Source organism: Streptomyces sp. LaPpAH-108 (assembly GCF_000373625.1).
Classification (GTDB): domain Bacteria; phylum Actinomycetota; class Actinomycetes; order Streptomycetales; family Streptomycetaceae; genus Streptomyces.
In genome coordinates this window covers 262,116-288,316 of the sequence record NZ_KB891993.1, presented here as the reverse complement: position 1 = coordinate 288,316, position 26,201 = coordinate 262,116, and the positions used below count along the sequence as shown (strand labels likewise).

Here is a 26,201-nt window from a genome sequence, read left to right as displayed (position 1 = left end):
CGGAAGACTCCTGTGAGGGGGGATTTCGGGGCGGGTGCCAGGGCGGTCAGATGAAGTGGCGGTCCAGCCGCCAGCGCGGCCGGGGACGGTCGGTGCGGTCGACGACGACCTTGGGCGGCAGCGGCAGGTCGTGGAAGGGGGACTCGTTGGAGTCCATCTGGTAGCCGGCCGTGTTGGGGTAGAGCAGCAGGTCCCCGGCGCGGGGCCGGTGGGGGAAGGCGATCTTGCGCCAGGTGAGCAGGTCCGACTCCAGGCAGGTGGCGGCGCCGACGCTCGCCGGGAACACCCCGGCCGGTGCGTCCGGTCGACGGGGGATCAGCCGCGGGTCGGGGGCGTACTCGCTGTTGAACCACTGCTCGGACAGGCTCAGGCTGGTGCCGTCGACCGTCAGCAGCTGGTAGCCGTCGCGGTCCTTGACCCCCTGGACGGTGAACACGGTGGCACCGGCGCGGTCCAGGAGGGCGCGGCCCGGCTCGAGGAGAAGCGTCACCCCGGCCTCGGTGAGGGTCCGGGCGAGCGTGCGGTCCGCTCCGTCGGGCCGCGTCTCCAGCAGAGCGGCCAGGGCGCGGGCCCCGGACACCGGTGAGTGGTACGGGTAGAAGTCCCCGCTCGCGAAGGTCTTTTCGGCGTGATAGTGCGCGGGGCACTGGGTCGCGAGGAAGGCGTGCCAGCTGTCCGCGTCCGTGTAACTGACGGGCAGCCCGCCGCCGATGGAAAGACGGTCGGCCTGAAGGCCCGCCACCCGTGCCTTGAGGCACAGCTCGGTCAGGCGGGCGGCCAGGTCGGCGCGGGGCTGGAGGGCGTAGCCGGACAGATGGAAGCTGAACCCCTCCATCCGCAGGGCCTGCCTCGCCTCCACGCAGCGCTCCAGGGCGAGGGCGAGTTCGTCCTCGGTCAGGCCGAAGCGGCTGTGCGGCTGCACCGGGGGCAGGACGCGCAGCAGGACCCGGGCCGGGCGGACCGGCCCGGCCAGTGCGGTGGTGATCACCGCGTCGAGTTCGCCGAGAGCGTCGACGGCGATCAGGGCGCCGTGCGTTACCGCCAGGCGCAGCAGCGCCGGGTCCTTGGCCGGGCCGGTGACCACCAGGTGCTCACCGCGTACGCCGTGGCCGAGCGCTTCGCGCAGTTCGGCGGCGGAGGCGACGTCCACGCCCGCCCCGTGCGCGGCGGCCCGCTCGACGAAGACGGCCGCCTTGTTGGCCTTCTTCGCGTAGTAGAGGAAGCCGTCCACGTCGGCCGCGTCCAGGGTCTGCCGCATGGCGCGGAGGTTGGCGGTGAAGGCGTCGGGCAGCAGGAAGTGGAACGGTCCGCCGAACGCGTAGGCCAGTTCACGCAGCAGCCCGGACGTCACCACCGCGTCGGTGGCGGCGTCCGGCAGGACCGGCAGGACGGGCCAGTCCCCGGTGCTCACTGCCACAGCGCCACCTCCGTGCCGAGGCCGGCGGCCAGGGCCAGCTGGGCGAAGCGGTGGCCCAGGGCGATGTCGGTGACGACCAGGCCGCTGTTGTAGGCGAAGATGCGCTGCTCGGCCGTGGTGCGGGCCTTGGAGACGCCGGAGACGACGGCGGGAAGCTCCAGGTCCACGGCGGGCAGGCTGCCGTCGGCGTCGGCCATGTCCGTGCCGGTCACCCGCATCTGGGCCTCGCTGGTGGCGATCACCCGGTCGGCTCGGTGCAGGGTGGAGGGGGCCAGGCCGTGGCCGACGAGGATCGTCGTCGCGCCGGGCTTGAGCCAGGCGGCTTCGACGGCGGCGGGCGTGTGGGCACCGGCGGTCGCCACGATCACGTCGGCTTCGCGGGCGGCGGCCTTCAGATCACTGACCACGTCCACCTCACGGCCGGGGAAGTGACGGGCGAGTTCGGCGCGGACAGCGGCGATGCCCTCGGGGTGAGTGCCCGAAAGCAGCAGACGGTCCAGCTGGGGCAGGGCCGTCAGCAGGAAGGGCAGCGCGAGACGGCCCTGGGTGCCGGTGCCGATGACCAGCGCGGTCGAGGCGTCAGGGGTGGCGCACTCGCGGGCCAGGAGCGCGGAGACGGCGGGGGTGCGCAGGGAACCGATCCGGGAGCAGTCCATCATCGCGACCGGCAGCCCGGTGACGTCGTCGTAGAGGGTCAGCGTCGTGTAGTAGTGCTGCTCCTCGCGGCCCTTGTCCAGGCCGTGCTTGTACGAGGTCTTGACGGCGACGATCTCGCGGGTGCCGTCCCGGCCCAGCATCGCGTAGGAGACGGAGTGTTCGTCGGCGGGCTTGACGGTGAGCTTGCGGGGATTGTCCGACAGGCCGGCCGCCAGGGTGCGGTAGGCGCCTTCGACGGTGGCGAGCACGTCGCCGAGGGATATGTCGATGCCGGCCAGGTCGCTGGTGGACAGGACGCGCAGACGGCGGTCGGGGGCGATCTCGGTCACGGGGTTCCTCCGGAGGGGGTGGCGCGTCAGCTGGTGTGTGCTTCGAGGGCCGTCTGGCCGTAGCCGTGCTCGTCGGCCTCCGCCTCGGGGCGGGTCCGGCGGCCGGGCACGCGGACCGAGGCACGCTTGAGCCAGCGGTCGGTGCCGTCGTAGCGGGCCCGGAACGGGACGCGTCCGTGGACGACGATGTCGTTGTCGACCACCAGGACGTCACCGGGCCGCAGGCTCACCGCCACGGAGACGCGGGCCAGTTCGTCCTCCAGCCGCCGGTACGCCTGCCGCCATGCCGCGTCCGCCTCGTCCAGCGGGGTGTAGGCGGGGTCGAAGCGCAGGGTCAGTCCCTCGGCGGTGTCGAAGAGCGTCGGGACCGGGGCGGGGCGTCCGGGGAACCGCTGGGCCCGCTCGTAGGCGTCGTCGGGCAGGATCGGCACCACCGGCCGCTCGAGCTGGGCGATGTCCTCCGTGGACAGGGCGGTACGGCGGATGCTGGCCGCCGTCGTGGCGATGTCGTCGTGGTTGCGCATGCAGCACAGCACGAGCAGGTGGGCGCGGCCGGGGTGGAAGGCGTCCTCGGTGTGCGGGGTGAGCAGCACGGAGCTGGAGGCACCGGTCTGCTCGCCCTCGTGCCCGGGTGAGGGGACGATGTTGTGCACGAACCTGCCGTCCTGCTGGCCCTCCCAGGCGATCGGAGTGCCCATCAGGGTGGAGACGAGCAGCAGGACCACGTCCCACAGCGCGCCGGACTCACCGGCCGTGGACCAGTGGCCCGGGGTCGGGCCGAGCCCGCTGTCGTCGGGGGTCAGCCCGCGCAGTACGAAGAGGCCGTCGGCGGTGTCCACGGGGCGCAGCGCCTGACGCACCGTGTGCCCGAGCCCTGCGCACGCCTTGGGGAGGGCGGCGAGAAGCGCGGGCGAGGTGGCGGAGCCGTGCTCGGCGAGAAGTCCGGCGGCGACGGCGGTCAGTTCGGCTGCGGCGGTGGCGTCGAGAGGGCGTACCGGGGCAGGGCAGGTGGGCACGGTGGCACCTTCCAGGGCAGGACGGACCGAGGCGCGGGCATGGGGCAGCGCCGTACCGGCTCGTGAGTGAGGGGGGAACGCGAAAGGGTCTGGCGCAGCGCGGCTCGGGGCGTCGCCGGACGCCAGGAACGTAACAACGCCGCTCAGGTAAGGCAACCCTAAGCGATGTGATTGACTACATCAAGGTAGTCGATTTTTCGGCAGCCCGACAGTGACCTGACGCAGCGTCAAAACTGCTGCTGAGCAGGCAATTTGATGTGTCATGGACCCGGGCTGGCGGTCGCCGGTGCGGGGGTGGGGTCGCTTGCGAAGTCCGGACGGCTTCGGTTAGGTGACCCTAAGAACGACCAGTGCGAACCTGAGACGAGGACCAGACGTGAGCGTCACCAGACGACAGCTGCTGTGGGCCGGAACCGGCATCGGAGCGGCCGGAATTCTCGCGGCCTGCAGCGGTGGCGGTGCGGATTCCAAGGGTGCCGCGACCTCCGGAGCGGAGGCCGGGAAGCCGCGTGCCGGAGGCACCCTGAGGGTGGGGGCGCTGGGACACGCGAGCGCGATCACCCGTGACCCGCACGGCACCCAGGCCAACGAGAGCGACTACCTCGTCATCGCTCTGGTCTTCGACACGCTCACCGTTCCCGGCGCGAAGGCCAACACCGCCCCACGCCTGGCCACTTCGTGGGAGCCCTCGGCGGATCTGAAGACGTGGAAGTTCCGGATAGCCAAGGGTGCCGTGTTCCACGACGGCACCCCGGTGACCGCCGACGACGTGGTGTGGTCGCTGAAGCGGCTGCGCGGCACCCCCTCCGGCGCGGCACGCCTGCCCGGCATCCAGGCGAAGAACATCAGCGCCGAGGGCACGGACACGGTGGTCCTCGTCTCCGACTACGCCAACGCCGACTTCCCCCTCATGACCCGCTTCTCCTCCTTCGTGCTGAAGAAGGGCACCAAGGACGCGGACATCGCGAAGGCGCCCGGCACCGGCCCGTTCAAGCTGGACTGGTTCCGGGGCGGCAACGCCCGCCTGGTGCGCAACGACCAGTGGTACGGCCCCGCCGTGCACCTCGACGCGATCGAGGTCACCATGTTCGAGACCCCGCAGGCGATGGCGAACGCCCTGCTCGCCGGACAGATCGACCTCGCCTCCAACGCCGGTGCCGTCGCCGCCCGAACCGCCGCGTCCCGTAAGGACGTTCAGGTGCTGCGCCGCCCCAACGACATGGCGATGCCCATCGTCATGCGCACCGCGAAGGGCAGCCCCTTCGCCGACGAGCGGGTGCGCGAGGCGATGCGCCTGGTCGTGGACCGCGAGGCGATGGTCAAGCAGGTCCTGTCCGGTTACGGCACCGTCGCCAACGACATCCTCGGCACCGGCGACCCGGACTACGCCAAGGACATCCCGCAGCGTAAGCGTGACCTGGCCAAGGCCAAGCGGTTGCTGAGAGACGCGGGTTTCGACCTGTCCAAGACCTACGAACTGGTCACCACCGAGGACATCTCCGGCCTGGCCGACTCGGCGACGCTGTTCGCGAACCAGGCCCGCGAGGCCGGTATCAAGATCAAGGTCGTCAAGCAGGAGTCCGGCGCCTTCTGGGAGAAGACCTGGAAGTCCGGCGACTTCTACACCAGTTACTGGGGCACCAACGACTCGGTGGTCTTCTTCGCCTCCAAGACCATGGTCAGCGAGGCGGGCCAGAACGAGGCCGACTGGGACGACGCCGGGTTCGACGCCGCCTACCGCAAGGTCATCGGCAGCAGCGACCCGAAGAAGCGCGCCGCCGCGCTGAAGGAACTCCAGCAGATCGAGCACGACCGCTCCGGCTACCTGCTGTGGGGCATGGCCGACGGCATCGACCTGGCCGCGTCCAAGGTGCGGAACCTGCCCAAGCTGCCCGGCTACGGCCGCGTCCAGCTCGAAGGCGTGTGGCTGCGTTGAGCCAGTCGGCCAAGACCGGCCCGGTGACCGCCCGCATCACGAGGGTGGTCACCGGGCGCCGGGCCGGGAACATCGCCGTGCGCATCGCGGGAACGGTCGCACGCCGCCTCGTGATGCTGATCGTGCTGCTCGCGCTGGTGTTCGCGGCCGTCGAGCTGCTGCCGGGGGACGCGGCCGGTGCCGCGTCCGAGCGCGGGGAGAGCGCGGCCGACCTCGCCGCGCGCCGTCATCTGCTGGGCCTGGACCGGCCGGTGTGGGAGCGGTTCGCCGACTGGATGACCGCGCTGCCCACCGGCGACCTCGGCACCTCCGCCCGCGGCCAGAAGGTCACCGGCCTCCTCGCCGACCCGCTGCCCCACACGCTCGTCCTCGCCGTGAGCGCGTTCGTCATCACCGTGGTGCTCTCCCTGCTGCTGGGCTGCTGGGCCGCAGCGCGCCCCGGCCGCCTCACCGACCGTGTCATCTCCCCTACCTCGACCGCCGCCTTCGCGCTGCCCGAGTTCGTGGTCTCGGCCGTCCTGCTGCTGGTGCTGTCCCAGTGGACGGGCTGGCTCCCCGCCGTCACCGTGACCGGCGGCGACGGCAGGCCCGCCACCTGGACCATGCTGATCATGCCGGTCCTCGCCCTGGTCGTCCCGCAGACCGGCTGGAACACCCGTGTCGTACGCGGGGCCCTGGCCGACCAGGCCGCCACCCCGCACGTCGAGGCCGCCCGCTTCGACGGCCTGCCACCGCACCGGGTCCTGCTGCGCCACCAACTGCCCGGCGCGATCCCGGCCGTCGCCACCGGCCTCGCCACCTCCACCGGCCTGCTGTTCGGCGGCGCGGTCGTGGTGGAGACCCTGTTCAACTACCCCGGCATCGGCAGCGTCCTGGCCGGAGCGGTCGCGGCTCGCGACACCCCGCTGATCGCCGGAGTCGTCATGTGCGCCGGAGCCGTCATCAGCCTCGTGCTCCTGGCCGCCGACCTCATCCGTTACGCCACCCTGGGAGTCCGCGCATGACCGCCGCCCTGCCCGTGGCCGCCCGGCGGCCCTCCCGCCGGGCGAGAACCACCGTGCTCGTGGCCGTCGCCGTACTGCCGCTGCTGCTCTCCCTCGCCGGGCCGCTGATCGCCCCGCACAGCGTCGACACCCCCGTCACCGCACCGTTCGCCACCCCCGGCGACGGAGCCGCGCTGGGCGGCGACCAGCTCGGCCGCGACGTGCTCAGCCGCGTCCTGCACGGCGGCACCCCGCTCATTCTCGGGGCCCTGCTCGTCGCCGTCGTCACCACCGTCGCCGCCGTGCTGATCGGCTGCCTCGCCGTGCTGCGGCCCGGGCTGGGCCATGCGGTCGAACGCAGCGCGGACGTCGCGATCCTGCTGCCGCCCCTGCTCGGCATCATGCTCATCGCGCTGGCCTGGCCCGGCGGCGGACGCTGGGCGGTGATCGCCGCGGCCGTCCTCCTCGGCGTGCCGTACGCGGTACGGGTCGTCGCCGCCGCCGCGTCCCCGCTCGCCACGGCCGGCTACGTCGAAGCCGCCCTGGCACGCGGCGAGTCCACCCCGTACATCGCGCTGCGCGAGATCCTGCCGAACCTCCGCGCCACCGTCCTCACCCTGTTCGGACTCCGGTTCGTCGAAGCCGTCTACGTCATCTCCATGGCCGGGTTCCTCCAGATCGGGCCCCAGCCGCCCGCCTCCGACTGGTCGCTGATGGTCCGTGAGAACGCCTCCGGCATCCTCCTCAACCCCTGGGCCGTGATCGCCCCCAGCCTGGCCATCGCCCTGGTGGCGATCACCGTCAACCTGGTCACGCTCTCCCTGGCCCCCGACATCACAGCGAAGACGGTGACCCGCTCATGAGCGACCGCGCCCCTGCTCCCGCCTCGACCGCCGTTGTCCGCACGCCGGTCGCCTCCGTGTCCGGCTTCTCCGTACGCGTGGTGCCCGACGGCCCCGTCCTCCTGCCCGAGACGACGGCCCAGATCCACGCCGGACAGGTCACCGCCCTCGTGGGCGCCTCCGGCTCCGGCAAGACCACCCTGCTGCGCGCGCTGATCGGCCACCTCCCGGCAGGCGCCACCGCCACCGGAAGCCTCGACGTGCTCGGCCGCACCCCGCACCAGCTGCCCGCCGGGGAACTGCGCACGCTGCGCCGCACCACCGTCGCCTACGTCGGCCAGGACCCCGGCTCCGCCCTCGACCCGCGCATGACCGCGCGCCGCCTGGTCGCCGAACTCGCCACCGACCCGCGCGAGGAAACGGTCCTGGAACTGCTCGCCGAGTGCCGCCTGCCAGTGGACACGGGGATCGCCGGGCGCAGGCCCCCCGCCCTCTCCGGCGGCCAGCAGCGGCGCGTCGCACTCGCCCGCGCACTGGCCCGCACCCCCAGGATCCTCCTCCTGGACGAGCCCACCGCCGGACTCGACTCCGCGGTGCGCGACGACATCGCCCACCTGCTGCGCGACCTCGCCACCCGCCGCGACCTCGCCGTCGTCATCGCCACCCACGACGCGCACCTCGTGGAGACCTGCGCGGACCACACCATCCGGCTGACCCCGAAGACCCCGCCCGTCCCTCGCGCGCGCGTGGCCGAGCCCACGCCCCCGGCCACCGGCGACGACAGCCTCCCGGGCGACGGCGGTCTCGCCGCCCACGCGATCGACGCCTTCTTCCGCAGCGGCCGACGCCGCAGCCCCGTCCTCACCGACGTCGCGTTCAGCGCGGCACCCGGTGCGGCCACGGCCCTCATCGGGCCCTCCGGCTCCGGCAAGACCACCCTGCTGCGCGTGATGGCCGGACTCCACCCCGCCCACACCGGGCACCTCACCCTCGACGGCCGCCCCCTGGCCTCCCGTGTGCAGTGCCGTACCCGGGAGCAGCAGCGCCGTATCCAGCTCGTGCCGCAGAATCCGCTGGCCGCGCTCAACCCCCGCCACACCGTCGGCCAGCAGCTCACCCGCCCCCTGCGCCTGCACACCGACCTGCCCAAGAGCGCCCACGCCGAGCGGGTCACCGAACTCCTGGCCCAGGTCGACCTCCCCGCCGACCACGCCGACCGCTACCCCGAAGAGCTGTCGGGCGGACAGCGCCAGCGCGTCTCCATCGCCCGCGCACTGGCCGCAGGCCCCGACATCCTGCTCTGCGACGAGGTGACCTCCGCCCTCGACGCCGACACGGCCACCGGCATCATGGAACTCCTCACCCGCCTGCGCAGAGAGCACCGGACCGCCCTGGTCGTCGTCTCCCATGAACGCGACGTGGTCGCCCGGCACACCGACACGGTCCACTTCCTCGACGCGGGACGCATCACGGACAGCGGTCCGACCGCCCGCCTGCTGCCCGCGTAGGCGACCGCCTTCCCGGGCGGCCGAGGAACCTTCTCCGGCGATCGGTCGTCTACAGTTTCAGAGCGTCTACATTCTTGTAGACCTCGGCGGCGGGATCTCCGTCTCCCGCTCAGTTCTGTCGATCGTGCGAAGGGTTCCTCCGAAATGGCGGCATCAAGGCGGCTGTGCCCACCCGGGCCGCCGAGGGGCGAATGAGGCCATGCGCCCCAAGATCCTGATCGTCGAAGACAACCACGCGCTGCGGGACGTGCTGCGCCGTGGGCTGGTCGACGAGGGCTTCGCGACCGTGACCGCCGCCGACGGCGCGACCGCCCTGCGGCTGGCCACCGCCGACGTCGCGGCGGCCGTCCTGGACATCGGGCTGCCCGACGCGGACGGGCGGGACGTGTGTCACGCCCTGCGCGCCAACGGATTCCGCGCTCCGGTGATGTTCCTCACCGCCCGGCACCAGCTCACCGACCGGCTGTCGGGGTTCTCGGCCGGAGGCGACGACTACCTCCCCAAACCGTTCCATCTGGCCGAACTCGTCGCCCGGCTGCGCGCGGCACTCCACCGGAGCGCGCCACCGGTCACCGCCGCGGCCGGTGACCTGGTCCTGGACGCCGTGAACCACCACATGACCGTCCGAGACATCCCCGTCGCCCTGTCTCCCACCGAATTCCGGCTCCTTGCCACCCTCGTCGCGGCGGACGGAACCCTGGTGCGCCGCCGTGACCTGGTCCGGGCCGGGTGGCCCGAGGGGGCACAGGTGAGCGACAACACCCTGGACCAGTATCTGACCCGGCTGCGCCGCAAGCTGCGCGAGGCGGGCAGCCGTCTGACGATCGGTACCGCGCGCGGTGTCGGACACCGTCTGTCATGAACCGGGTCACGCGACGCCTGGCTCCCCGCACCCTGCGGGGGCGGCTCTCCCTGGCGGCCCTGACCGCCGCCGCCCTGGTGGTCACGGTCCTGACCGTGGCCTTCAACGCGGTGACGGACCGGCACCTTCGACACCAGGCGGACGACGAACTCCACGGCCGCGCCGCCGCCGTGGCCGCGACCGTCGACACCAGCGGCTCCCGCGTACGCGTCATCGAGACCGCCAACGACCGGCTTCTCGACACCAACGCATGGATCTACGCGGGCGGACGGCTCCTGGACAAGGAACCGGGCGTCTCCGTGAACGGTCCGCTGACGCGCGTCGCCCACCGGCTGGCCCTGCGGCGGGCGACCACCTGCGCGACCGCCCCCGGCCCCCGGCCCGTCCGGCTGTGTGCGCTGGCCGTGGCCGGTACGACCGTCACGGTCGTCACCGCTCTGGACCTGGGCCCGTACCGGAACTCCGCCGACACGCTGCTGCTGGGGTCACTGCTGCTGGACGGCGTGATGCTCCTGTGCACCTATGTGCTCACCCGCCTGGCCGTCGGCCGGGCCCTCCGCCCGGTGCGGACGATGACGGACCAGGCCACCCAGCGCAGTGCCACCGGCTCCGCCGACCGCTTCGGCGATGACAACCAGCCCGCCGAACTGGCCCTCCTGGGCGCCTCGTTGGACGCCCTCCTGGACCGCATACGGACCCTGCTGCGGCACGAGCGGCAGCTGACCGGCGAGCTGTCGCACGAGCTGCGCACGCCGCTCACCCGGATCATCATCGAACTCGACTGGTGGCGGGCCCGCCCCCGCACCGCCGAGGAGACCCGGGCCACCCACGAAGCGGTCTTCGACGCGGCCCGGTCCATGCGGACGATCTGCGACACGCTCCTGCGGGACGCCCGGGAGAGCGCGCTCGCCCCGACGACGGTGCCCGGCACGACCGACGTCGTCTCCGTCCTGGAGGGCCTGCTCCGGCGCCTCGATCCGCCGGAGGGGGTCAAGAGCGAGCTGGACGTCACCGACCCGGAACTCCACGCGGGAGTCGCGCCCGCCCTCCTCGAACGCATCGTCAGCCCGCTGCTGGCCAACGCCGCCCGCTACGCCCGCACCGAGGTGACCGTGTCCGCCGCTCGCGCACCCGGCGCCGTACGGATCGAGGTCGTGGACGACGGCCCCGGCGTACCCGGGACGTTCCTCGGCGAGCTGTTCCAGCCCGGGCAGCGCGCCGACCCGGACGACGGACACGACGGCGCGGGCCTGGGCCTGCCACTCGCCCGCCGCCTGGCCCGAGCCGTCGGCGGCGAGGTCACCTACGCCCCGGGCCGCACGACCGGGGCCGCTTTCACGGTCAGTCTGCCCGCGGGGTGACCGGCTCCCGCTCGACGCCCCGCGTGCCGCGCTCGCGCCTCTGGGCCCAGGCCATCAGCCCGAACAGGAGAGTGAGGAGTACGGCGGAGGAACCCGCCGTGCCGAGATCCAGGCCGCCCTTGGCGACCGGCTTGGTGAGGAAGTCGCCCGCGGTCGCGCCCAGCGGGCGGGTGAGGACGAAGGCGATCCAGAAGAGCAGCACGTTCGACACCATGGGCGCCTTCATCAGCGCGACGAGCACCGCGAGCAGCCCGGTCACCAGGAGCGCGCCACCGGCGTAACCGAGGCCGGAGCTGTCGGAGAGGAAGTCGCCCATCGAGGTGCCGAGCGTGTTGGACACCAGGATCACGGTCCAGTAGAAGAACGGGTTGTAGCGGCGGACCGCAGCTGGACCGCCAGGGTCACCACGAACACCGCGAACAGCACGACGGTGGTGAGGAAGTAACCGAGCTTCAGGGTCTGCGAGAAGAGGTCGCCCGCCGTTTCCCCGAGGGTCGTCGCGGCGATCTTCATGATCCAGAAGGCCAGTGTGACCTCGGGCAGCTTCTTCATCACCGACCTGGTCGTCCCCGACGCGCTCGGCACGTCGGGACCGGTGAGGACCTGGGGCTTCTCCATGGGGACCTGCTCCCGTGCGAGGGAACGGCAGGGCGCCCGCCCCCGCACAGCGGACGAGCGCCCTGCCCGGATGAGCCGGCCGACGACGGCGGACCGGATCACCGACCGTGCCACGACGGGTCTGAACGCTGCCTGAACACGTTCACCGAGCGGCTGCTCAGGCCGCGTGCCGGGCGCCCCGTTCCGTGTCGGTGACGTCCTTGCGTGTGACGGCCAGGTAGGTCACCAGAGCCAGGATCACCAGCAGGAACAGCGCGCTGGTCACCACGGTGCCCAGCCCCAGGCCGCCGTCGCCGGACGGCTGGGAGAGGTAGTCGCCGATCGACGCGCCGAGCGGGCGGGTCAGGATGTAGGCGATCCAGAAGGCCCACACCGCGTTCAGGCCCAGGCTGAGGCGGGCGACGGCGACAGCGGCGATGGCCAGGGCGAACAGCAGGGCGGAGAGCCAGTAGCCGAGGGCCATACGCTCGGAGACCAGGTCACCGGCCGCCGTGCCCAGCGCGAAGGTGAACAGGACCGCGAGCCAGTAGAAGGACTCACGCCCCGGGGTGTCGATGTGATGGATCGACAGGGTCCGCTCACGCCGGTACCAGACCCCGAACACGATCGCGAGGGCGACGGCGAACACCGTTGTGCTCGCTTCCAGCGGAACCCCCATGTTGTCGGTGAGATTGTCGCTGATCAGCGTGCCGACGACGCTGATCAGGGCCACCGCGAGCCAGTACAGGCCCGCGCGGTAGGCACGGGTGCGGAACTGCGCGACGAGCACGACGGCCAGCAGCGCGCTCATCAGCAGCGACACCCCGGTCAGGCCCAGACCCGCCTTTTCGTTCAGCAGGTCGGCCGCCGTCTCACCGACCGTGGTGCACAGCACCTTGATGATCCAGAAATAGAAGGTGACCTCGGGAACCTTGTTCCAGCGGGACCGCCGTGCGGGAGGCGGCACCACCGAGCCGTCGGCCGGCGTGCGGGAGATCTCGGAATGCTCTTGCGTCATGAGCCCCACCGTGCCGCCGCGCGACTGAACTCATCCTGACTGCCGGGGGAACCCGTCCGTCCGCCGCGTGCCGGTGTCCCGGCGCGACACCGCCAGATAGCCCACGAAGCCGAGGATCGCCACGGTCCAGGACAGCGTGACCGGGCCCACGCCCCAGCCGAGCCCGCCGTGCACGGGGGACGCGGCCATCCAGTCGGCGAGCGAGGCACCGAGGGGCCGGGTCAGGACGTACGCGGCCCAGAACGCGGCCACCGCGCCGAGGAGGCCCGTGCGGTGGGCGACGGCCGGGAGCGCGATCGCCACGGCGAACAGGGCGATCGAGCCCGGATAGCCCAGGCCCGAGGAGGCCGTGAGGTCTCCGGCCGCGGTGCCCAGGGCGAACGTGGCGAGGACGGCCGCCCAGTAGAAGGCCTCGCGGCGACGGGTCCGGACGGCATGGATCGACAGGGTCCGCTCGCTCGCGTACCAGAGGGCGAAGACGGCGGCCAGGGCTATGACGAGCAGCGGCGTCGACAGGTCGTAGGGGACACCGAGGGCGACGTGGAGGATGTCGGCGGCCATCGTGCCGAACACGCTGACCATCACGATCGCCGTCCAGTAGATCCAGGCCACGTACCGCCGTACGGCGAACTGCAGGGCGAGTGAGGCGATGAAGGCGAGGCCGCCCAGGGCCACGGCCGGAACCGGTCCGAGCAGACGGGCCAGAAAGTCGGACGCGGTTTCGCCCATGCCGGTGGTGAGGACCTTGACGACCCAGAAATAGACGGTCACCTCGGGCACTTTGTTCGCGCTCTCACGGATGCGGACGCGCGACCGGGAAGAGGGCCGGTGGCCGAGGACATGATCTGTGCTCATGATCCGCACCTTCGCACGCTCAACCGTGTTCTCCCCAGGCTCCTTTGCCGTTGTTTTGGGGCTTCCGGTGGAGGTGTTGGCATGGGTGCGCGCGAACCTGACCACAACCTGAAAGGGAGGACGGGAATTCTGGCCGCCGCCGGGAAATGGCTGGTAGGAAAGGGGATTTCAGCCCTTCCCGTGGAGGACGGCCTCGACCAGCCAGCCCCGGTCGGTGGGACCGGCCCGGAACCGGCCGCCGTGCAGAGCGGTCCGTTCCCGCATCCCCACCAGACCGTGCCCTTCCCCGTGCCCTTCTCCGGGCGCCGCACCACGTGAGCCGGGTGTGGTGCGGGCCGGGCCGTTGTCCTGGACGCGGACGGTCAGCCGGGCGCCCGTGACGGCGACGACCAGCTTCACCCGGGCACCGGCCCCGGCGTGTCTCAACGCGTTCGCCAGGGCCTCCTGGACGATCCGGTAGGCCGTCAGCTGCACCTCGCTGTCGAGGGCGTCGAAGGCACCGACCGTCCGGTGGACGACGTCGAGACCGGCGGCCCGCATCCCCGCGCACAGCGCGTCGACGTCCGCGAGGCAGGGCCGGGGAACCGGCTCGAGTGTGTCGCCACGGGTACTCGACGTCTCGCCCAGAACGCCGAGCACCCGCCTCAGTTCGCCCAGTGCCTGCCGCCCCGTCCCGGCGATGAGACGGAGGACTTCCGGGTGAGGGTGCCGCGCGGCGCCGTCCACCCGGGCCCCGGCTTCGGCCAGCGCGATGAGGACGGTCAGGTTGTGCCCGACGACGTCGTGCATGTCCCGGGCCACCCGGGCGCGTTCCGCCACGGCGGCGAGCCGGCTGCGCTGGTCGCGTTCGGTCTCCAGGCGGGCGGCCCGCTCCCGCAGCCCGCTGAGCTGGGAACGCCGGATGCGTACCGTCAGACCGAGGGCGACGGCAGCGGTCGCGGTGCTCAGCAGGAAGAACAGCGCGATCCAGACGGACACCGCGTCCGACACCCGCAGCGCGGCCGGTACCAGCGCACCCGCCGTGATCCCGCAGGCCCAGGGCAGTTGCCGTGTCCGCGCGTGCAAGGCGAGGCTGTACAGGGCGACGAACAGCGCGATGTCCGCACGCAGCGCGATCCCCAGGGACCAGTGCAGGACGAAGACGGCCGCGATGACGCCGAAGGCGAGGGCGGGTCGGCGTCGGCGCCACAGCAGGGGCAGGACGAGTCCGGCCTGCAGCGCCAGCGTCACGGGCAGCGGCAGGGGAGTGGACGCGAGCAGGAACCGGCCGTGCTTCCCGTCGCCGTGCAGCAGGTCGGGCAGGCAGAACATCCCGACGACCAGCAGCACCACCGCGGTGTCCAGCACCCAGGGATGTGCCCGGTCGGCCCGGCGCAGGCGTTGTCCGGCCCGGGAGAACCGGGCGACCAGCGGCTCCGGGCCGCCGCTCGCCTCGCCGGGTCCGGGCCCCGGGCGGGCCGCGCGTGTCACGAGGGTCATCCGCTCATCCCACGGGGTGTCAGGCGTCGCGGCGCATCAGGCGGTACGCGGCACCGGCCAGCGCGAGCGCGGTCCAGCCGAGGAGGACCAGGAGACCGGCGCCGGGCGTCAGGGCGGCGGCGTCATGGGTCACGGCGAACATCGACTCGCCCGCGTTGCTGGGCAGACAGGGGCTGATGTCGTCGCGCCAGGAAGCGGGGAGCAGGGTGACCAGCCCCGGAATCAGCATCAGGGCGGCGACCAGGACCGCGATGCCCCCGGCCACGGAGCGCAGCAGCGCACCCAGCGCCGTCCCGATCACCCCGACCAGGCACAGATAGAGCCCGGCGCCCAGCAGGCTCCGTACGACGCCGGTGTGCGAGAAACCCATGGCCCCGGGCGTACCGGCGGCGATCCGGCTGCCGAACAGGAAGGCCACGAACGCCCCGGTCGTCGCGACGGCCAGCGAGACCAGCCCGGTCACGGCCGCCTTGGACCACAGCACGGGAAGCCGACGTGGTACGGCCGCCAGCGTCGAGCGGATCAGGCCCGTCGAGTACTCCCCGGCCGTGACCAGCACCCCGAGGACGCCCAGGGCCAGCTGGGTGAAGTTCACGCCGAAGAGCGACAGGCCCACGGCGTTCTGCCGGGCGAACTCCGGGTTCATGTGCCCGGAGCCGATCCCGGACCGGTAGCGGGCCGAGGCGATCAGCCCGAAGCCGACGAGGAACAGCAGGCTCAGTCCGAGGATGATCCAGGAAGAACGCAGCGACCAGAGCTTGGCCCACTCGGAGGCCAGGACCCGTCGTCCGGTCACCCGGTAGACCGGCCGCCCGGTCGCGGTGGGCGGCGCTTCGGTGGCCGTGGTGAGGGTGTTCATGCCTGCCTCCCGGCGGACGCTACGGCCTCGACACCGGCACCGTCGTCCGTACCGGTACCGGTACCGGCCGGGGCTCCGTGATATTCGACGGCGTCCCTGGTCAGCTCCATGAACGCCTCCTCCAGCGAGACCTGACGGGTGTGCAGTTCGAACAGGGCGATCCCGTGCTCGGCCGCTCTCAGCCCGATGTCCCGCGCGGACAGCCCGGTCACCTGAAGCTCCTCCGCACCGGGGTGCCCGGTGATCTCCACGCCCGGTCCCGCCAGCACGTCCCGCAGCCGCGCGGGATCCTGGGTGGCCACCCGCACGGTGTTCCCGCCCGCCTCGCGCACGAGATCCCGCACGGTCGTGTCGGCCAGCAGGCGGCCCCGCCCGATGACGATCAAGTGGTCCGCCACCAGCGCCACTTCGCTCATCAGGTGGGACGACACGAACACCGTGCGCCCCTCCGCCGCGAGCGAGGTCAGCAGCGTGCGGATCCAGAGCACCCCCTCGGGGTCCAGCCCGTTGACGGGCTCGTCCAGCATCACCGTCCGCGGGTCGCCCAGCAGCGCGGCGGCGATGCCGAGCCGCTGTCCCATCCCCAGCGAGAAGGCGCCCGCCCGTTTCCCGGCCACGCTGCCCAGCCCGGTGAGGCCGATGACCTCGTCGACACGACGGCGCGGGATCCCGTGGGTCAGCGCCAGCGCCCTGAGGTGGTGGTACGCCGAGCGGCCCGGGTGGATCGACCCGGCCTCCAGAAGGGTGCCGACCTCTTGGAGCGGCGCCCGGTGACGGGTGTAGTGGCGCCCGTTCACCGTGACGGAGCCGCTCGTGGGGGCGTCCAGCCCCACGATCATGCGCATCGTCGTGGACTTCCCCGCTCCGTTGGGGCCCAGGAACCCGGTCACGGTGCCCGGCAGCACGGCGAATTCCAGGCCGTCGACGGCGGTCTTCTCGCCGTACCTCTTGGTCAGTCGCCGTGCGTCGATCATGGGTCTTTTCCTCTCGGGAATTGCCGCGCCTATCACCGGATCTACCCGCGTGACGAGGATTTCCGTCGAGGCATTCAGGTTGCTGTCAGGACGGTGATCCGAATGCGGTACATCACACCGGAAGCTGTTCCGAATTCACCCGCCCGGGCAACGCGATACACCCGAATGACGTCTACATTCCCGTAGACGAATTCGAGTCGGCCCCACCGCGGACGGCCGACCGGGAAGAGCGCGGGAAGACGATGAAAATTACCTTTCTCATACACAACATTTACGGCGTGGGCGGAACCATCCGCACCACGCTGAATCTCGCCACGGCACTCGCCGACCGCCATGACGTGGAGATCGTCTCCATGCTGCGCCACCGCACGAACCCGCGCTTCGCCGTCGATCCCCGCATCACGCTGACCCCCCTGGTCGACCTGCGCCCGGACTCCGACGACACGCGTGACCCACTGATGAACCAGCCCGCCGTGGTGTTCCCGAAGGAGGAGAAGCGCCACCAGCAGTACAGCCGCCTGACCGATCTGCGCGCCGAGCGGTTCCTGCGGACCTGCGATGCCGACGTGATCATCGGAACCCGCCCCGGGATCAATGTCTACCTGCGGGAGTTCGGCTCACCGAAGGCACTGCGCATCGCCCAGGAACACCTCACCCACGACGCCCACAGCAGAAGGCTGCGGGCTGTCCTGGGCCGCCACTACCGCGCCCTCGACGCCGTCGTGACCACCACAAAAGCCGACGCGCGCGTCTACGAGCAGCGCATGCGTCTTCCCGGAGTCCGCGTCACGTCCGTCCCCAACGGTGTGCCACGGTCGGCCGTGGAACCCGCGAACGGGCAGGCGAAGGTCATCGCCACGGCCGGGCGCCTCGTCAAGGCGAAACGATTCGACCTGCTCATCGAGGCGTTCACGGTCGTGGCCGCGAAGCACCCCGACTGGAGCCTGCGCATCTACGGCCACGGCCGGGAGGAGACACACCTCCAGCAGCTCATCGAGCAGCACGGTCTCGGCGGCCGGGCCCGTCTCATGGGGTTCCACGCCCCCATCGAGAAGGAGTTCGCGGCGGCGTCCGTCGTCGCGGTCGCCTCCGAGGCGGAGTCGTTCGGCATGACGATCGTCGAGGCCATGCGCTGCGGCGTCCCGGTCGTCAGCACGGACTGCCCCCTGGGCCCCGGCGAGATCATCACGGACGGCGTCGACGGCCGCCTCGTTCCCGTCGGCGACCGCGACGCCCTGGCCGCCGCGCTCCTCGAACTGGTGGAGAACCCGGACCTGCGGCGCCGCATGGGCGCCGCCGCCCTGCGCTCCGCCGAGCAGTACGAGCCCGCGGTCGTCGCCGGGGCCTACGAAGCCCTCTTCGACGAACTGAACGTCACCCGCCGCCCCCGGGCCCGCGAGCGCCGACGGGCCCTGTGGCGCGGCCGGGCCGCCAGGGTGCTCCGCCGCATGGGAGTACGCCCGCGCGCGGCGAAGGCCGAACCGGCGGACGATGGCTCCGGCGCGCGGAACGGACCGGGCCGACGGTCCTGAGGCCGCCGCGTGCGTCGGCGCACCGCCAGGGAGAGGAGGCCCGGATGACCCTGCGCGTCCAGCCCGCCGGAACCGTCCACGGCGTCCCCGCCGCGCCCGCACCCCGTCGGCCGCCCTGGCTCCTGCTGGTCGTCCTGGTCTATCTGCTCGTCCAACTCGTCGGCGTACTGCCCAGGTTGAACCTCGGCTGGGACGAGTCGGTCTACGCCTCACAGGTGGACCCGCGTCACCCGGCCGCCTACTTCAGCGCCCCACGCTCCCGGGGCATCAGCTTCCTGGCCGCGCCCGTCCTGGCCGTCACCGACTCCGTACCCGTCCTGCGCGCCTGGCTCGCGCTTCTGTCGGCGGCGGCTGTGTACGGCGCCTTCGCCCTCTGGCGTCCACTGATCGGCCCTACCCGCTGCGCCCTGGCCGCCGCGCTGTTCGCCGGACTGTGGACGACCCAGCTCTACGGCTCCCAGGCGATGCCCAATCTCTGGGCGGGCCTGTGCGCCGTGGCGGCCGTGGCCTGCCTCCAGCGCGCGGCCCTCGGCGAACGGCGCCTTGCGGCCGGGGTCTTCCTGGCCGTGGCCGTCGCCACGCTGATGCGGCTGTCCGACGGCGTCTGGCTCGCGCTGCCCCTGCTCGCCGCGTGCCTCTGGCACCGCCCCTTGCGCCGTCTGCCGCTCGTCGCCTCGGTGGCCGCCGGGCTCGCGGCGGGTGCCCTCCAGTGGGTCGTGGAGGCGTACGTGCGCTGGGGCGGGGTGCTGCACCGGCTCGACGTGTCGAGCGCGACCGAAGGCGGGATGACCCTCCGCTGGGCCGGGGGTGCCGTCTGGCGCAGCCTCAACGGACCTCTGCTGTGCCGACCCTGCACGGTCCCGCTGCGCGATCCCGCACTGACCTGGTGGTGGCTCGCGCTGCCCCTGCTCCTGACGGCGGCGTGCCTCACCGCTCCACCGTCGCGGCGTACCGCCACCTGGCTTCCGACGGTCTGCGCCGTGGGCCTGAGCGTGCCCTACCTCTTCACGCTGCCGTACGCCGCGCCCCGCTTCCTGCTGCCGGCCTACGCACTGGCCGCGCTGCCCGTGGCCGGGCTGCTGGCCGACCTCGTGGGCCGCGCCCGCAGGCGCCCCGGCCGCGTACGGCGCTGCCTCACGCTCACCGTGCTCGGCCTTCTGCTCGGCGCGCACCTGGGGGAGCAGTTCGCGGTCTTCGCGCACAACCTGCGCGGGGCCGAGCGCACCACGCGCCGCTATCTCCTGGCCGCAGCCCAGCTCGGGAAGAGCGGCCTGCGGGAACCGTGTCTCGTCACCGGTGTCCAAGCGCCGCCCGTCGGCTACGCCGCCCGCTGCGCCTCGGCCAACCTCGCGGGCAACAACCGCTCCATCACGCTGTCCGCCCTGCGGGAGCGGGCGACGCGGGAGCCCGTCGCGGTGCTGGTCACGGAGGGCGCCCGCGCTCCGGCCTACGCGCGCCACTGGCGGCGCCTGGCCATGCCGGGGACCGGACTCACGGCCTTCCTGGCGCCCGGCACGGGCCCGTGAGACGACTCGGCGCGGGCCCGTGAGAGGACTCACCGGGCCCGCGCCGTCCGATCCGGAACCTGACGGCTCCGCTACTTCAGGGCCTTGGCGAACAGGGGGACGACCTTGTCCAGGGCGTAGTTCACCGAGAGGACCGAGTCGGTGGCGAATGCCTTGGCCAAGGGGGAGTCGAGGTCGAACACCACATCGTGACCGGCGTGTACGGCGGGCACCTTCTTGTAGAGCGCGTCGTTGGAGATCTCGGAGGCCGCCAGGCCGATGGGCTCCATCACGATCAGGTCCGCGTCGAGCTTGTTCACGTTCTCGCGGGAGACGCTGATGAAGAAGCTGCTGCCGCCCTGCTGGTCGACCCAGGGGTTGTTCTTGAAGCCGAGCCGCTCCAGGAAGTCGACACGGCCGCTGCCGCGGACGTAGGCGCCGAAGCCCTCGGAGGTCCGCGAGCCGGACGTCACCGTCTTGCCCTTGAACTCGGGGTGGGCCTTGGCCACGGCGCTGAACTTGGCCTTGGTGTCGGCGATGAGCTTCTGGCCCTTGGCGTGCAGGCCCAGGGCGTCGGCGACCATCTCGGTCTGCTTCTGCCAGTCGGTGAGGTACTGGTCGCCGCCCTTGGGCACCCCGACCGTGGGGGCGATCTTGCTGAGCGTGTCGTAACGCTTCTGGTCGCCGCTGGACTTGGTGTCGAGGATCAGGTCGGGCTGGAGAGCCGCGATCTTCTCGTACGAGGGCTCCAGGGTGCCGATCTCCTTGGGCTTCTCCTTGTACAGGCCCTTGGCCCAGGGGCCCACGCCGTCGCCGCCGAAGGCGAGCCAGTCGCTGGCGGCGATGGGCTGCACGCCCAGGGCGAGTGCCGTCTCCGCGTCGCCCCAGCCGAGGGCGACCACACGCTTCGGCTGCTTCTTGACGGTGATCTCGCCGAACTTGGTGGCGACCTTGGCGGGGAAGTTCCCCTTCGCCACCGTGCCGGGGGCGGCGCTGCCGGTGTCGGCGGAATCTGACGAGCAGCCTGCCATCACGAGGCTTGCGGCAACGGCCACGGCACCGACCACGAGTCGCCGGGCGCGTAGAGGGAGAATCGAACGCTTGAACATGAGGTTAGGTTAGCCTAAGTTTTCGGGTCGGTGTCACGGCTGCCGCGGTCGGTGTCACGGCTCTCGCGCTGGACGAGCCGGTAACCGGCCCCCTGGCCGGTCGGCTTGCGGCCGGGCGTGCGGGGGCGGCGGTGGAGCGGGACGTACGTCCTCGGTCCGCGTGGGCGGGCCCGTCGCGCCAGGTCCACCAGGGCGACCAGCGTCGGGGACGCCCTCCACAGCTGACGGAGCCGGTGGCCGCTGAGGCCCGCCACGGCGGCGGCGGTTCCCCAGGGCATGCCGTCGCTCAGGGCGAGCAGCACGACCCGGATCACCGCCGGAGTCCGCGCACCGGGCTCAAGTCCGTGTGCCGAGGCCAGAGACGAGGCGGCTCGCACGGCGGAGGCGAAGTCCCGGTCGTTCTCCAGCCACTGCCGCAGCAGATGCTCGGGTATGCCCGCCCACACGGCGGCGGCCTTCGGCCCGAGTCCCTGTGCCGTGGCCTGGAGGACGTCGGCCATGTGCGCGAGACGTTCGTCCCGTTCGCTCGGCAGGCCGCCCAGGGGGAGACGCAGCGTTCGTCCGACCTCTTCGCGGGCCGCCAGCCAGGCCATCACCCGCTCGGCCTGTGGCAGCGCGTTCCGCACCGATTCGGCATCAGGCCTTCGGCTCTCGGGCATCATCCTCCTCCCTGGGCGGGCGTGGCCGCGGATCGACGGCGGCCCGAAGTCCGGGCCGTCGTGCTGGAGTTCGTGGGGGTCGACGTGCGTCCTGTCATGGCGCGGGGCTTTCCGGGGCGGCGGCGCTCCGAGGGGCGCGGCGCGTGCGCAGGGCGGCCACCGTCCACCGCGGGGACGTGGCCGCCGCGACGGGGCGCGGTGAGGCGCGAGCGGGCGACCAGTTCGAGGGTGACGGCGACCGAGACGGCCTGGACGGCCATCAGGGCGACGAGGACGAAGAGTTGTACGGCACCGGCGGTGAGCGCGTCGGCTCCGCCCAGGAGCATGCCGACGAACGCGCCGGGCAGCGTCACGAGCCCGACGGTGCGGGTCTGGTCCAGGCCGGGGACCAGGGCGTCGGAGGCGGCGGGGCGGGCGATCTCGATCCGGGCGTCCCGTGCGGTGAGTCCGAGGGCGAGACCGGCCTCGACTTCGCCGTGCCGCTGTTCGAGCGCGGCGAGGCTCTGGCGGCCGGCCAGTACGGTCGCGGTGAGCGCGCCGCCGATCAGGATGCCCGTCACCGGGATGAGCGCGATGCCACGCACCGGCAGCAGCCCCGTGGCCAGCAGGAGCGCGACCGCCGGAACGACACCGGCCGCGATCGGCAGAGCCGTCCACCACCACGAGCCGTCGGAGGTGATCCGGCGTCCCGCGGTGCGGACGGCCACGGCGTACATCAGCAGCACGAAGGCGAGCAGCCCCGTCCCGGAATGGACGACCCAGCCGATGACGGCGGAGACGGCCGCCAGTTGAAGGGCGGCCCGCACCCCGGCGGTCAGCACCTCACGCGCGCGGCCGAAGCGTTGCTCCGGCGACAGCCGCGCCACGGCCGTGACCGCGACAGCGGCGGCCAGGAACACGGCCAGGACCCAGCCGAGCACGGCGTCGACCGGCAGCAGGGCGGCCGTGGCGGAGTTCATGGGCATCACCATCGGTGGAGGGCGTCTGGGGGTGTGTCACCAGACATCCGATCGCCGCGGGACGGCCTGGTGGTGCCCGGACGGCCTGGTAGTGCCCGGACGGCATGGCCGGGCGCGAGCGTCACGACGCGGGCGCAGCTGAGTCTACGTAAATGTAGTCGCCGAGAACAGGCGGCCCTCATCTCGCCGTGGACGGGCGTCAGTCCGAGGGGTGTTCACCCTGAGCGGTCTCGACGCCGCGATGCAGCCAGACGGCTCCGCCCAGGGCCGAGGTGCCGGCCGCCGTGCACAGCAGAGCCATCGCCAGCAGCGCCGGAACCACGCGTCGGACGGGCGCGGGGGCGAGGAGGGCCCGGACGCGTGCCGGGACGGGCCCACCGGCGGCTCCCGGTGCCAGGGCGGGCGCACCGGCCTCCCCGGCCGTGCGGCTCACGGCGAGTGCGGCCCGCCCCACGGCGTGGGCGGTGAGGGTGCGGTCGCCGCAGCGGCGTGCGGCGGCCTCGTCGGCCGCCCGCTCGGCGGCGAACGAGACATGGGCGGCGACGGCGGCCAGCGCCGGATGGCACCATCCGGCCAGCTGCGCGGCGGAGAGGAACACATGGTGCTTCGCGGCGAGATGGGCCCGCTCGTGGGCGAGCAGCGCCTCACGTTCGACCGGTCCCAGGGCGCGCAGCATGCCGGACGTCACCACGATCCGGTCCGGTCGGCGCGGGCCGCCCGGCAGCGCGTAGGCGTCGGGGCGCGGATCGTCCAGCACGCACAGCCCTCCCGCGTCCGGCAGTTGGGCGACGCGTGCCTGTACGGCCCGCAGACGCGTCACTTCCCGCGCCGCCTTGCGCAGGACGCGGTGCGCGGCCAGGGCGAGCGCGCCGGTCGCGAGCGCGGAGGTGCCCAGGACGAGCGACGGGGGCCCCACGGCGAGGGGGCGCACCAGCTCCGCGAGCGCGCTCACCGGCGGGAGGGTGAGGGCGAGCGGCAGCAGCAGGGCTCCCAGGGATGCCACGACGCCGACCGCGAGCGCGGCCGTGGCGCAGGTGATCGCCCACAGGGCGATCTCGGGCCGCACCGTCCCGGCGGTGCGCCGGGCCAGCGGGGCCAGGGCCCAGGGCAGCAGCAGAGGCATCAGCAGCAGGGCGATCAACGGCCGTCTCCTTCCAGCAGGCGCTTCAGCTCCGCCTCGTCGGCGGGGTCCAGTCCCTCGACGAACCGGGCCAGCACCAGACCGCGGTCGTCGTCCTGCCTCAGCTCCTGATGCATCCGCCGCGCGGTCAGACCGTGAGAGTCCTCCACCGCGAAGTACAGGAAGCCCCGGCGGCCCGGCATGCGGTCCACCGCCCCCTTCTCGTGCAGGCGTGCCAGGAGGGTCGCCACGGTGGTGCGGGCCAGCTCCTGCGGTATCGCGGCCCGCACCTCGGCCGCCGTCCGCGCCCGGCCCGCCGCGCACAGTGCCGCCAGCACGCTGGCCTCCAGCTCGCCCGAGGGCCTGCGTTCGCCCGCCGTGTCGCTCATGGAACCGCCCTCTCCGTCACATCGTCTACAGTGTTGTAGACCGACTACTGCGTTGTAGACGTAAGAGGTTACCCGCCCGCGCGTCCTCGTCAGCGCTCCTGTCCGTGTCCGGTACATCCGGCAGCCCGTTTCCGACCGCCCATCATCGAAGGGGCCAGCGCCGATGACATTCGCGCACCAAGCCGCACCCCCGCTCCAGCTCGCCGTGAACCTCCTCGACGCGCAGTCGCTGCTCGCCACCTTCGGCACGCTCGGCATCGCCGCCGTCCTGTTCGCCGAGACCGGCCTGCTCATCGGGTTCTTCCTGCCCGGTGACTCGCTGCTGTTCACCGCAGGGCTGCTGTGCGCCGGAGGGTCGGCGACCAGGCCGGGGCACTTGTCCCTCACCTGGGTGCTCATCGCCGCTGTCGTGGGCGCGCTGGCCGGAGCCCAGACCGGATATCTGCTCGGCCGCCGTGCCGGACCGGCCCTGCTCGCCCGCACCAAGTCCCGCAAGATCAGTGAGGGCGCCGCCCGCGCCTCGGACATTCTGGAGCGGTACGGGCACGCCAAGGCGATCGTGCTGGCCCGCTTCCTGCCGGTCGTGCGGACCGTCCTGAACCCGCTCGCGGGCGCCCTCGCCGTCCCCGCGCGCACCTTCACCCTCTGGCAGGTGCTCGGCGGACTGGTGTGGACCGTGGGCCTGGTGCTCGCCGGATACGCGCTGGGCGCCTCGGTCCCCAACGTCGACCGCTACCTTCTGCCGATCATCGCCGTCATCGTCGTCGTCTCGCTCATCCCGGTCGCTCTGGAAGTGATCCGCTCCCGGCGGTCGCACGGCACGGACGGAGGCCGTGCCTGATGCACACGGTGACACTGACGCCCCTCGCGCGGGGATACGACGGTTCGGGCATCGACGGCAGCGCGTACGTGGACGTGGTCGATGCCGCACACCGCGCACCGTCCTGGCTGGACGGCCTCGTCTCGGCGTACTCCACCTACGGGCTCGCCCTGTTCGGCGTCCTGATGCTGATCGGCTGGTGGCAGGCCCGTCACCAGGACGCGCCGCAGGCGGTGAAGGCCCTGGCCGCTCCCGTGCTGACCGTGCTCGCCTTCGTCGTCAGCACCGTACTGAAGCAAGCGGTGCACGAGAACCGACCCTGCCAGTCCCTGCACGTGATCACGCTGGAGGCCTGCCCGGCACCCGGCGATTGGTCGTTCCCCAGCAACCACGCCACGCTGGCCGCCGCGGCGGCGGTCGCCCTGTGGTTCGTCTCGGTCCGCCTCGGCGTGCTCGCCGCGATCGGCGCGCTGGCGATGGCGGCCTCCCGGGTGTGGGTCGGCGCCCACTACCCGCACGACATCGTCGCCGGTCTCGCCGTCGGTGCGCTGGTCGCTCTCCTGCTGGCCCTGCCGTTGTCCCGGCACGCGCAGGCCCTGGCCGGGCTCTTCGGCCGGACACGGCTGCGTCCGCTGGTCGCGGCGTGAACCCTGCCGACGTGCCCGGTTCCCCGGCCGCCGGTGTGTCCTTCGGGCGGGACCGCGCGGTGTGGTGGTGCGTGTGTGCCGCCGCCGCGTTCGCGGGGCTGACGGCGGCCGTGCTCGCCGTGGACGGCGGGCCGATCGCCTCCGACGCGGCTCTCCGCCGAGGGGCACGGGAGAACCGCCCGGCCCCGGTCGTCACGGTGCTGCGCGCCGTGACGACCACGGGCACCGGCATCACCCCCTATGCCGTGGCGCTTTCCGCCGGACTGATCGCCGCGCCCGCTCTCGACGCCGTGCGAGACCGGCACACCGCGATCCGGTTCGCCCTGCCCGCCCTCGTGTTCGCCGCATGGCTGGCCCTGGGGCAGGCGCTGCGCTTCGCCCTCATGACGGCGATCGCCCGCCCGCGGCCCCCGGCGGAGGACTGGCTCACCCACGCCTCGCGCTGGTCGTTCCCCTCCGGCCACACCACCACCTCGGCGATGACCGCCGGTCTCCTCGTCCTCGCTCTGCTCGTCCGCCGCCCACCCGCGTACCGGCTGTGGACGGCCCTGACCGTCGTATGGGCGGTCGCCGTGGGAGTGGGCCGGGTGTGGCTGGGGGTCCACTGGGCCAGCGATGTGGTCGCGGGCTGGCTGCTCGCCACGGCCTGGACGCTGATGGCGGTGGTGGTCGCGGCACGTGTCACGGCGCCACGGCCGGACGGGGCTGCCTGAACCCGGCGCTGCGCCGGTCGGGGGTCGGCAGCGGGGCACTCGGCACGACGCGCTC

General features: G+C 72.6%; 25 protein-coding genes and 1 pseudogene. 11 read left to right on the top strand and 15 right to left on the bottom strand.

Going from position 1 to position 26,201, the window contains the following annotated elements; translation table 11 throughout:
* Positions 1–46: 46 nt before the first annotated feature.
* Genes B079_RS0112755 through B079_RS0112745 form a run of 3 tightly spaced genes read right to left on the bottom strand, consistent with a single transcriptional unit; the run spans position 47 to position 3,419 of the window.
* Positions 47–1,411 (bottom strand): hypothetical protein, encoded by a 1,365-nt coding sequence (locus B079_RS0112755; RefSeq protein WP_018546197.1) that lies wholly within the window; start codon positions 1,409–1,411, stop codon positions 47–49.
* Entirely contained in the window at positions 1,408–2,403 is a 996-nt protein-coding gene (locus B079_RS0112750) for an ornithine cyclodeaminase (protein ID WP_018546196.1), read from the bottom strand. Before B079_RS0112750 ends, B079_RS0112755 begins: the two co-directional genes overlap by 4 nt.
* A gap of 26 nt (positions 2,404–2,429) precedes the next feature.
* Positions 2,430–3,419: a TauD/TfdA family dioxygenase gene (locus tag B079_RS0112745; protein ID WP_018546195.1), complete on the bottom strand. Its 990-nt coding sequence runs from the start codon at positions 3,417–3,419 to the stop codon at positions 2,430–2,432.
* A 376-nt stretch (positions 3,420–3,795) separates the two neighbouring features.
* On the opposite strand from B079_RS0112745, the gene B079_RS0112740 reads away from it, so the two are divergent.
* The 6 genes from B079_RS0112740 (at position 3,796) to B079_RS0112715 (ending at position 10,911) form a co-directional block, all read left to right on the top strand.
* Positions 3,796–5,355, top strand: coding sequence for an ABC transporter substrate-binding protein (locus B079_RS0112740; RefSeq protein WP_026248635.1), 1,560 nt, complete (start codon positions 3,796–3,798; stop codon positions 5,353–5,355).
* Entirely contained in the window at positions 5,352–6,359 is a 1,008-nt protein-coding gene (locus B079_RS0112735; protein WP_018546193.1) for an ABC transporter permease, read from the top strand. The genes B079_RS0112740 and B079_RS0112735 overlap by 4 nt, the downstream gene beginning before the upstream one ends.
* On the top strand, positions 6,356–7,201 hold the full coding sequence (locus tag B079_RS0112730; protein WP_018546192.1) for an ABC transporter permease: 846 nt from the start codon (positions 6,356–6,358) through the stop codon (positions 7,199–7,201). The genes B079_RS0112735 and B079_RS0112730 overlap by 4 nt, the downstream gene beginning before the upstream one ends.
* Positions 7,198–8,688: an ABC transporter ATP-binding protein gene (locus B079_RS0112725; protein ID WP_018546191.1), complete on the top strand. Its 1,491-nt coding sequence runs from the start codon at positions 7,198–7,200 to the stop codon at positions 8,686–8,688. The genes B079_RS0112730 and B079_RS0112725 overlap by 4 nt, the downstream gene beginning before the upstream one ends.
* Before the next feature lie 199 nt (positions 8,689–8,887).
* Positions 8,888–9,550 (top strand): response regulator transcription factor, encoded by a 663-nt coding sequence (locus tag B079_RS0112720; protein WP_018546190.1) that lies wholly within the window; start codon positions 8,888–8,890, stop codon positions 9,548–9,550.
* The gene (locus B079_RS0112715; RefSeq protein WP_018546189.1) at positions 9,547–10,911 is read left to right on the top strand and encodes a sensor histidine kinase; all 1,365 of its coding nucleotides are present in this window, start codon (positions 9,547–9,549) and stop codon (positions 10,909–10,911) included. Before B079_RS0112720 ends, B079_RS0112715 begins: the two co-directional genes overlap by 4 nt.
* Here B079_RS0112715 and B079_RS35830 read toward each other — a convergent pair.
* From B079_RS35830 to B079_RS0112685, 7 genes are all read right to left on the bottom strand, one after another.
* The gene (locus B079_RS35830) at positions 10,892–11,251 is read right to left on the bottom strand and encodes a hypothetical protein (RefSeq protein ID WP_234016784.1); all 360 of its coding nucleotides are present in this window, start codon (positions 11,249–11,251) and stop codon (positions 10,892–10,894) included. The two genes, B079_RS0112715 and B079_RS35830, sit on opposite strands and share 20 nt — an antisense overlap.
* Positions 11,252–11,256: 5 nt before the next feature.
* The gene (locus tag B079_RS35825) at positions 11,257–11,529 is read right to left on the bottom strand and encodes a hypothetical protein (protein WP_234016783.1); all 273 of its coding nucleotides are present in this window, start codon (positions 11,527–11,529) and stop codon (positions 11,257–11,259) included.
* Positions 11,530–11,686: 157 nt separating this feature from the next.
* Positions 11,687–12,526: a membrane protein gene (locus B079_RS0112705; protein WP_018546188.1), complete on the bottom strand. Its 840-nt coding sequence runs from the start codon at positions 12,524–12,526 to the stop codon at positions 11,687–11,689.
* Positions 12,527–12,556: 30 nt separating this feature from the next.
* Positions 12,557–13,381: a membrane protein gene (locus B079_RS31885; RefSeq protein WP_037801555.1), complete on the bottom strand. Its 825-nt coding sequence runs from the start codon at positions 13,379–13,381 to the stop codon at positions 12,557–12,559.
* 168 nt (positions 13,382–13,549) lie between these two features.
* Positions 13,550–14,860 (bottom strand): sensor histidine kinase, encoded by a 1,311-nt coding sequence (locus B079_RS0112695; RefSeq protein WP_018546186.1) that lies wholly within the window; start codon positions 14,858–14,860, stop codon positions 13,550–13,552.
* Positions 14,861–14,879: 19 nt separating this feature from the next.
* Positions 14,880–15,719 carry an ABC transporter permease gene (locus tag B079_RS0112690; RefSeq protein ID WP_018546185.1) on the bottom strand — a complete coding sequence of 280 codons (840 nt, stop codon included), beginning with the start codon at positions 15,717–15,719 and terminating at the stop codon, positions 14,880–14,882.
* Positions 15,716–16,693: an ATP-binding cassette domain-containing protein gene (locus B079_RS0112685; RefSeq protein WP_018546184.1), complete on the bottom strand. Its 978-nt coding sequence runs from the start codon at positions 16,691–16,693 to the stop codon at positions 15,716–15,718. Before B079_RS0112685 ends, B079_RS0112690 begins: the two co-directional genes overlap by 4 nt.
* 242 nt (positions 16,694–16,935) lie before the next feature.
* Here B079_RS0112685 and B079_RS0112680 point away from each other — a divergent pair, with 242 nt between their 5' ends.
* Both B079_RS0112680 and B079_RS0112675 read left to right on the top strand, forming a co-directional pair.
* On the top strand, positions 16,936–18,225 hold the full coding sequence (locus B079_RS0112680) for a glycosyltransferase family 4 protein (protein WP_051095075.1): 1,290 nt from the start codon (positions 16,936–16,938) through the stop codon (positions 18,223–18,225).
* Positions 18,226–18,269: 44 nt separating this feature from the next.
* Complete coding sequence (locus B079_RS0112675) at positions 18,270–19,751, top strand: hypothetical protein (protein ID WP_018546182.1); 1,482 nt, start codon at positions 18,270–18,272, stop codon at positions 19,749–19,751.
* A gap of 71 nt (positions 19,752–19,822) precedes the next feature.
* Here B079_RS0112675 and B079_RS0112670 read toward each other — a convergent pair whose 3' ends face one another.
* The 5 genes and pseudogenes from B079_RS0112670 to B079_RS0112650 all read right to left on the bottom strand — a co-directional run bounded on the left by B079_RS0112670 (position 19,823) and on the right by B079_RS0112650 (position 23,966).
* The gene (locus B079_RS0112670; RefSeq protein WP_037801487.1) at positions 19,823–20,839 is read right to left on the bottom strand and encodes an iron-siderophore ABC transporter substrate-binding protein; all 1,017 of its coding nucleotides are present in this window, start codon (positions 20,837–20,839) and stop codon (positions 19,823–19,825) included.
* Positions 20,840–20,853: 14 nt separating this feature from the next.
* Positions 20,854–21,498, bottom strand: a complete 645-nt coding sequence (locus B079_RS31880) for a hypothetical protein (RefSeq protein ID WP_037801486.1) — start codon at positions 21,496–21,498, stop codon at positions 20,854–20,856.
* A 170-nt stretch (positions 21,499–21,668) separates the two neighbouring features.
* A pseudogene (locus B079_RS31875) lies at positions 21,669–22,457 on the bottom strand (ABC transporter permease); the annotation flags it as partial.
* Between the two features lie 199 nt (positions 22,458–22,656).
* The gene (locus B079_RS0112655; RefSeq protein WP_018546178.1) at positions 22,657–23,598 is read right to left on the bottom strand and encodes a M48 family metalloprotease; all 942 of its coding nucleotides are present in this window, start codon (positions 23,596–23,598) and stop codon (positions 22,657–22,659) included.
* Positions 23,595–23,966 carry a BlaI/MecI/CopY family transcriptional regulator gene (locus B079_RS0112650; protein ID WP_018546177.1) on the bottom strand — a complete coding sequence of 124 codons (372 nt, stop codon included), beginning with the start codon at positions 23,964–23,966 and terminating at the stop codon, positions 23,595–23,597. Before B079_RS0112650 ends, B079_RS0112655 begins: the two co-directional genes overlap by 4 nt.
* Positions 23,967–24,129: 163 nt before the next feature.
* Here B079_RS0112650 and B079_RS0112645 point away from each other — a divergent pair, with 163 nt between their 5' ends.
* From B079_RS0112645 to B079_RS31870, 3 genes are read left to right on the top strand one after another with little or no spacing between them, the layout of a single operon-like run.
* Positions 24,130–24,807 carry a DedA family protein gene (locus B079_RS0112645; RefSeq protein WP_018546176.1) on the top strand — a complete coding sequence of 226 codons (678 nt, stop codon included), beginning with the start codon at positions 24,130–24,132 and terminating at the stop codon, positions 24,805–24,807.
* On the top strand, positions 24,807–25,433 hold the full coding sequence (locus B079_RS0112640; protein WP_018546175.1) for a phosphatase PAP2 family protein: 627 nt from the start codon (positions 24,807–24,809) through the stop codon (positions 25,431–25,433). Before B079_RS0112645 ends, B079_RS0112640 begins: the two co-directional genes overlap by 1 nt.
* A gap of 11 nt (positions 25,434–25,444) precedes the next feature.
* Positions 25,445–26,146 carry a phosphatase PAP2 family protein gene (locus B079_RS31870; RefSeq protein ID WP_018546174.1) on the top strand — a complete coding sequence of 234 codons (702 nt, stop codon included), beginning with the start codon at positions 25,445–25,447 and terminating at the stop codon, positions 26,144–26,146.
* Positions 26,147–26,201 lie beyond the last annotated feature (55 nt).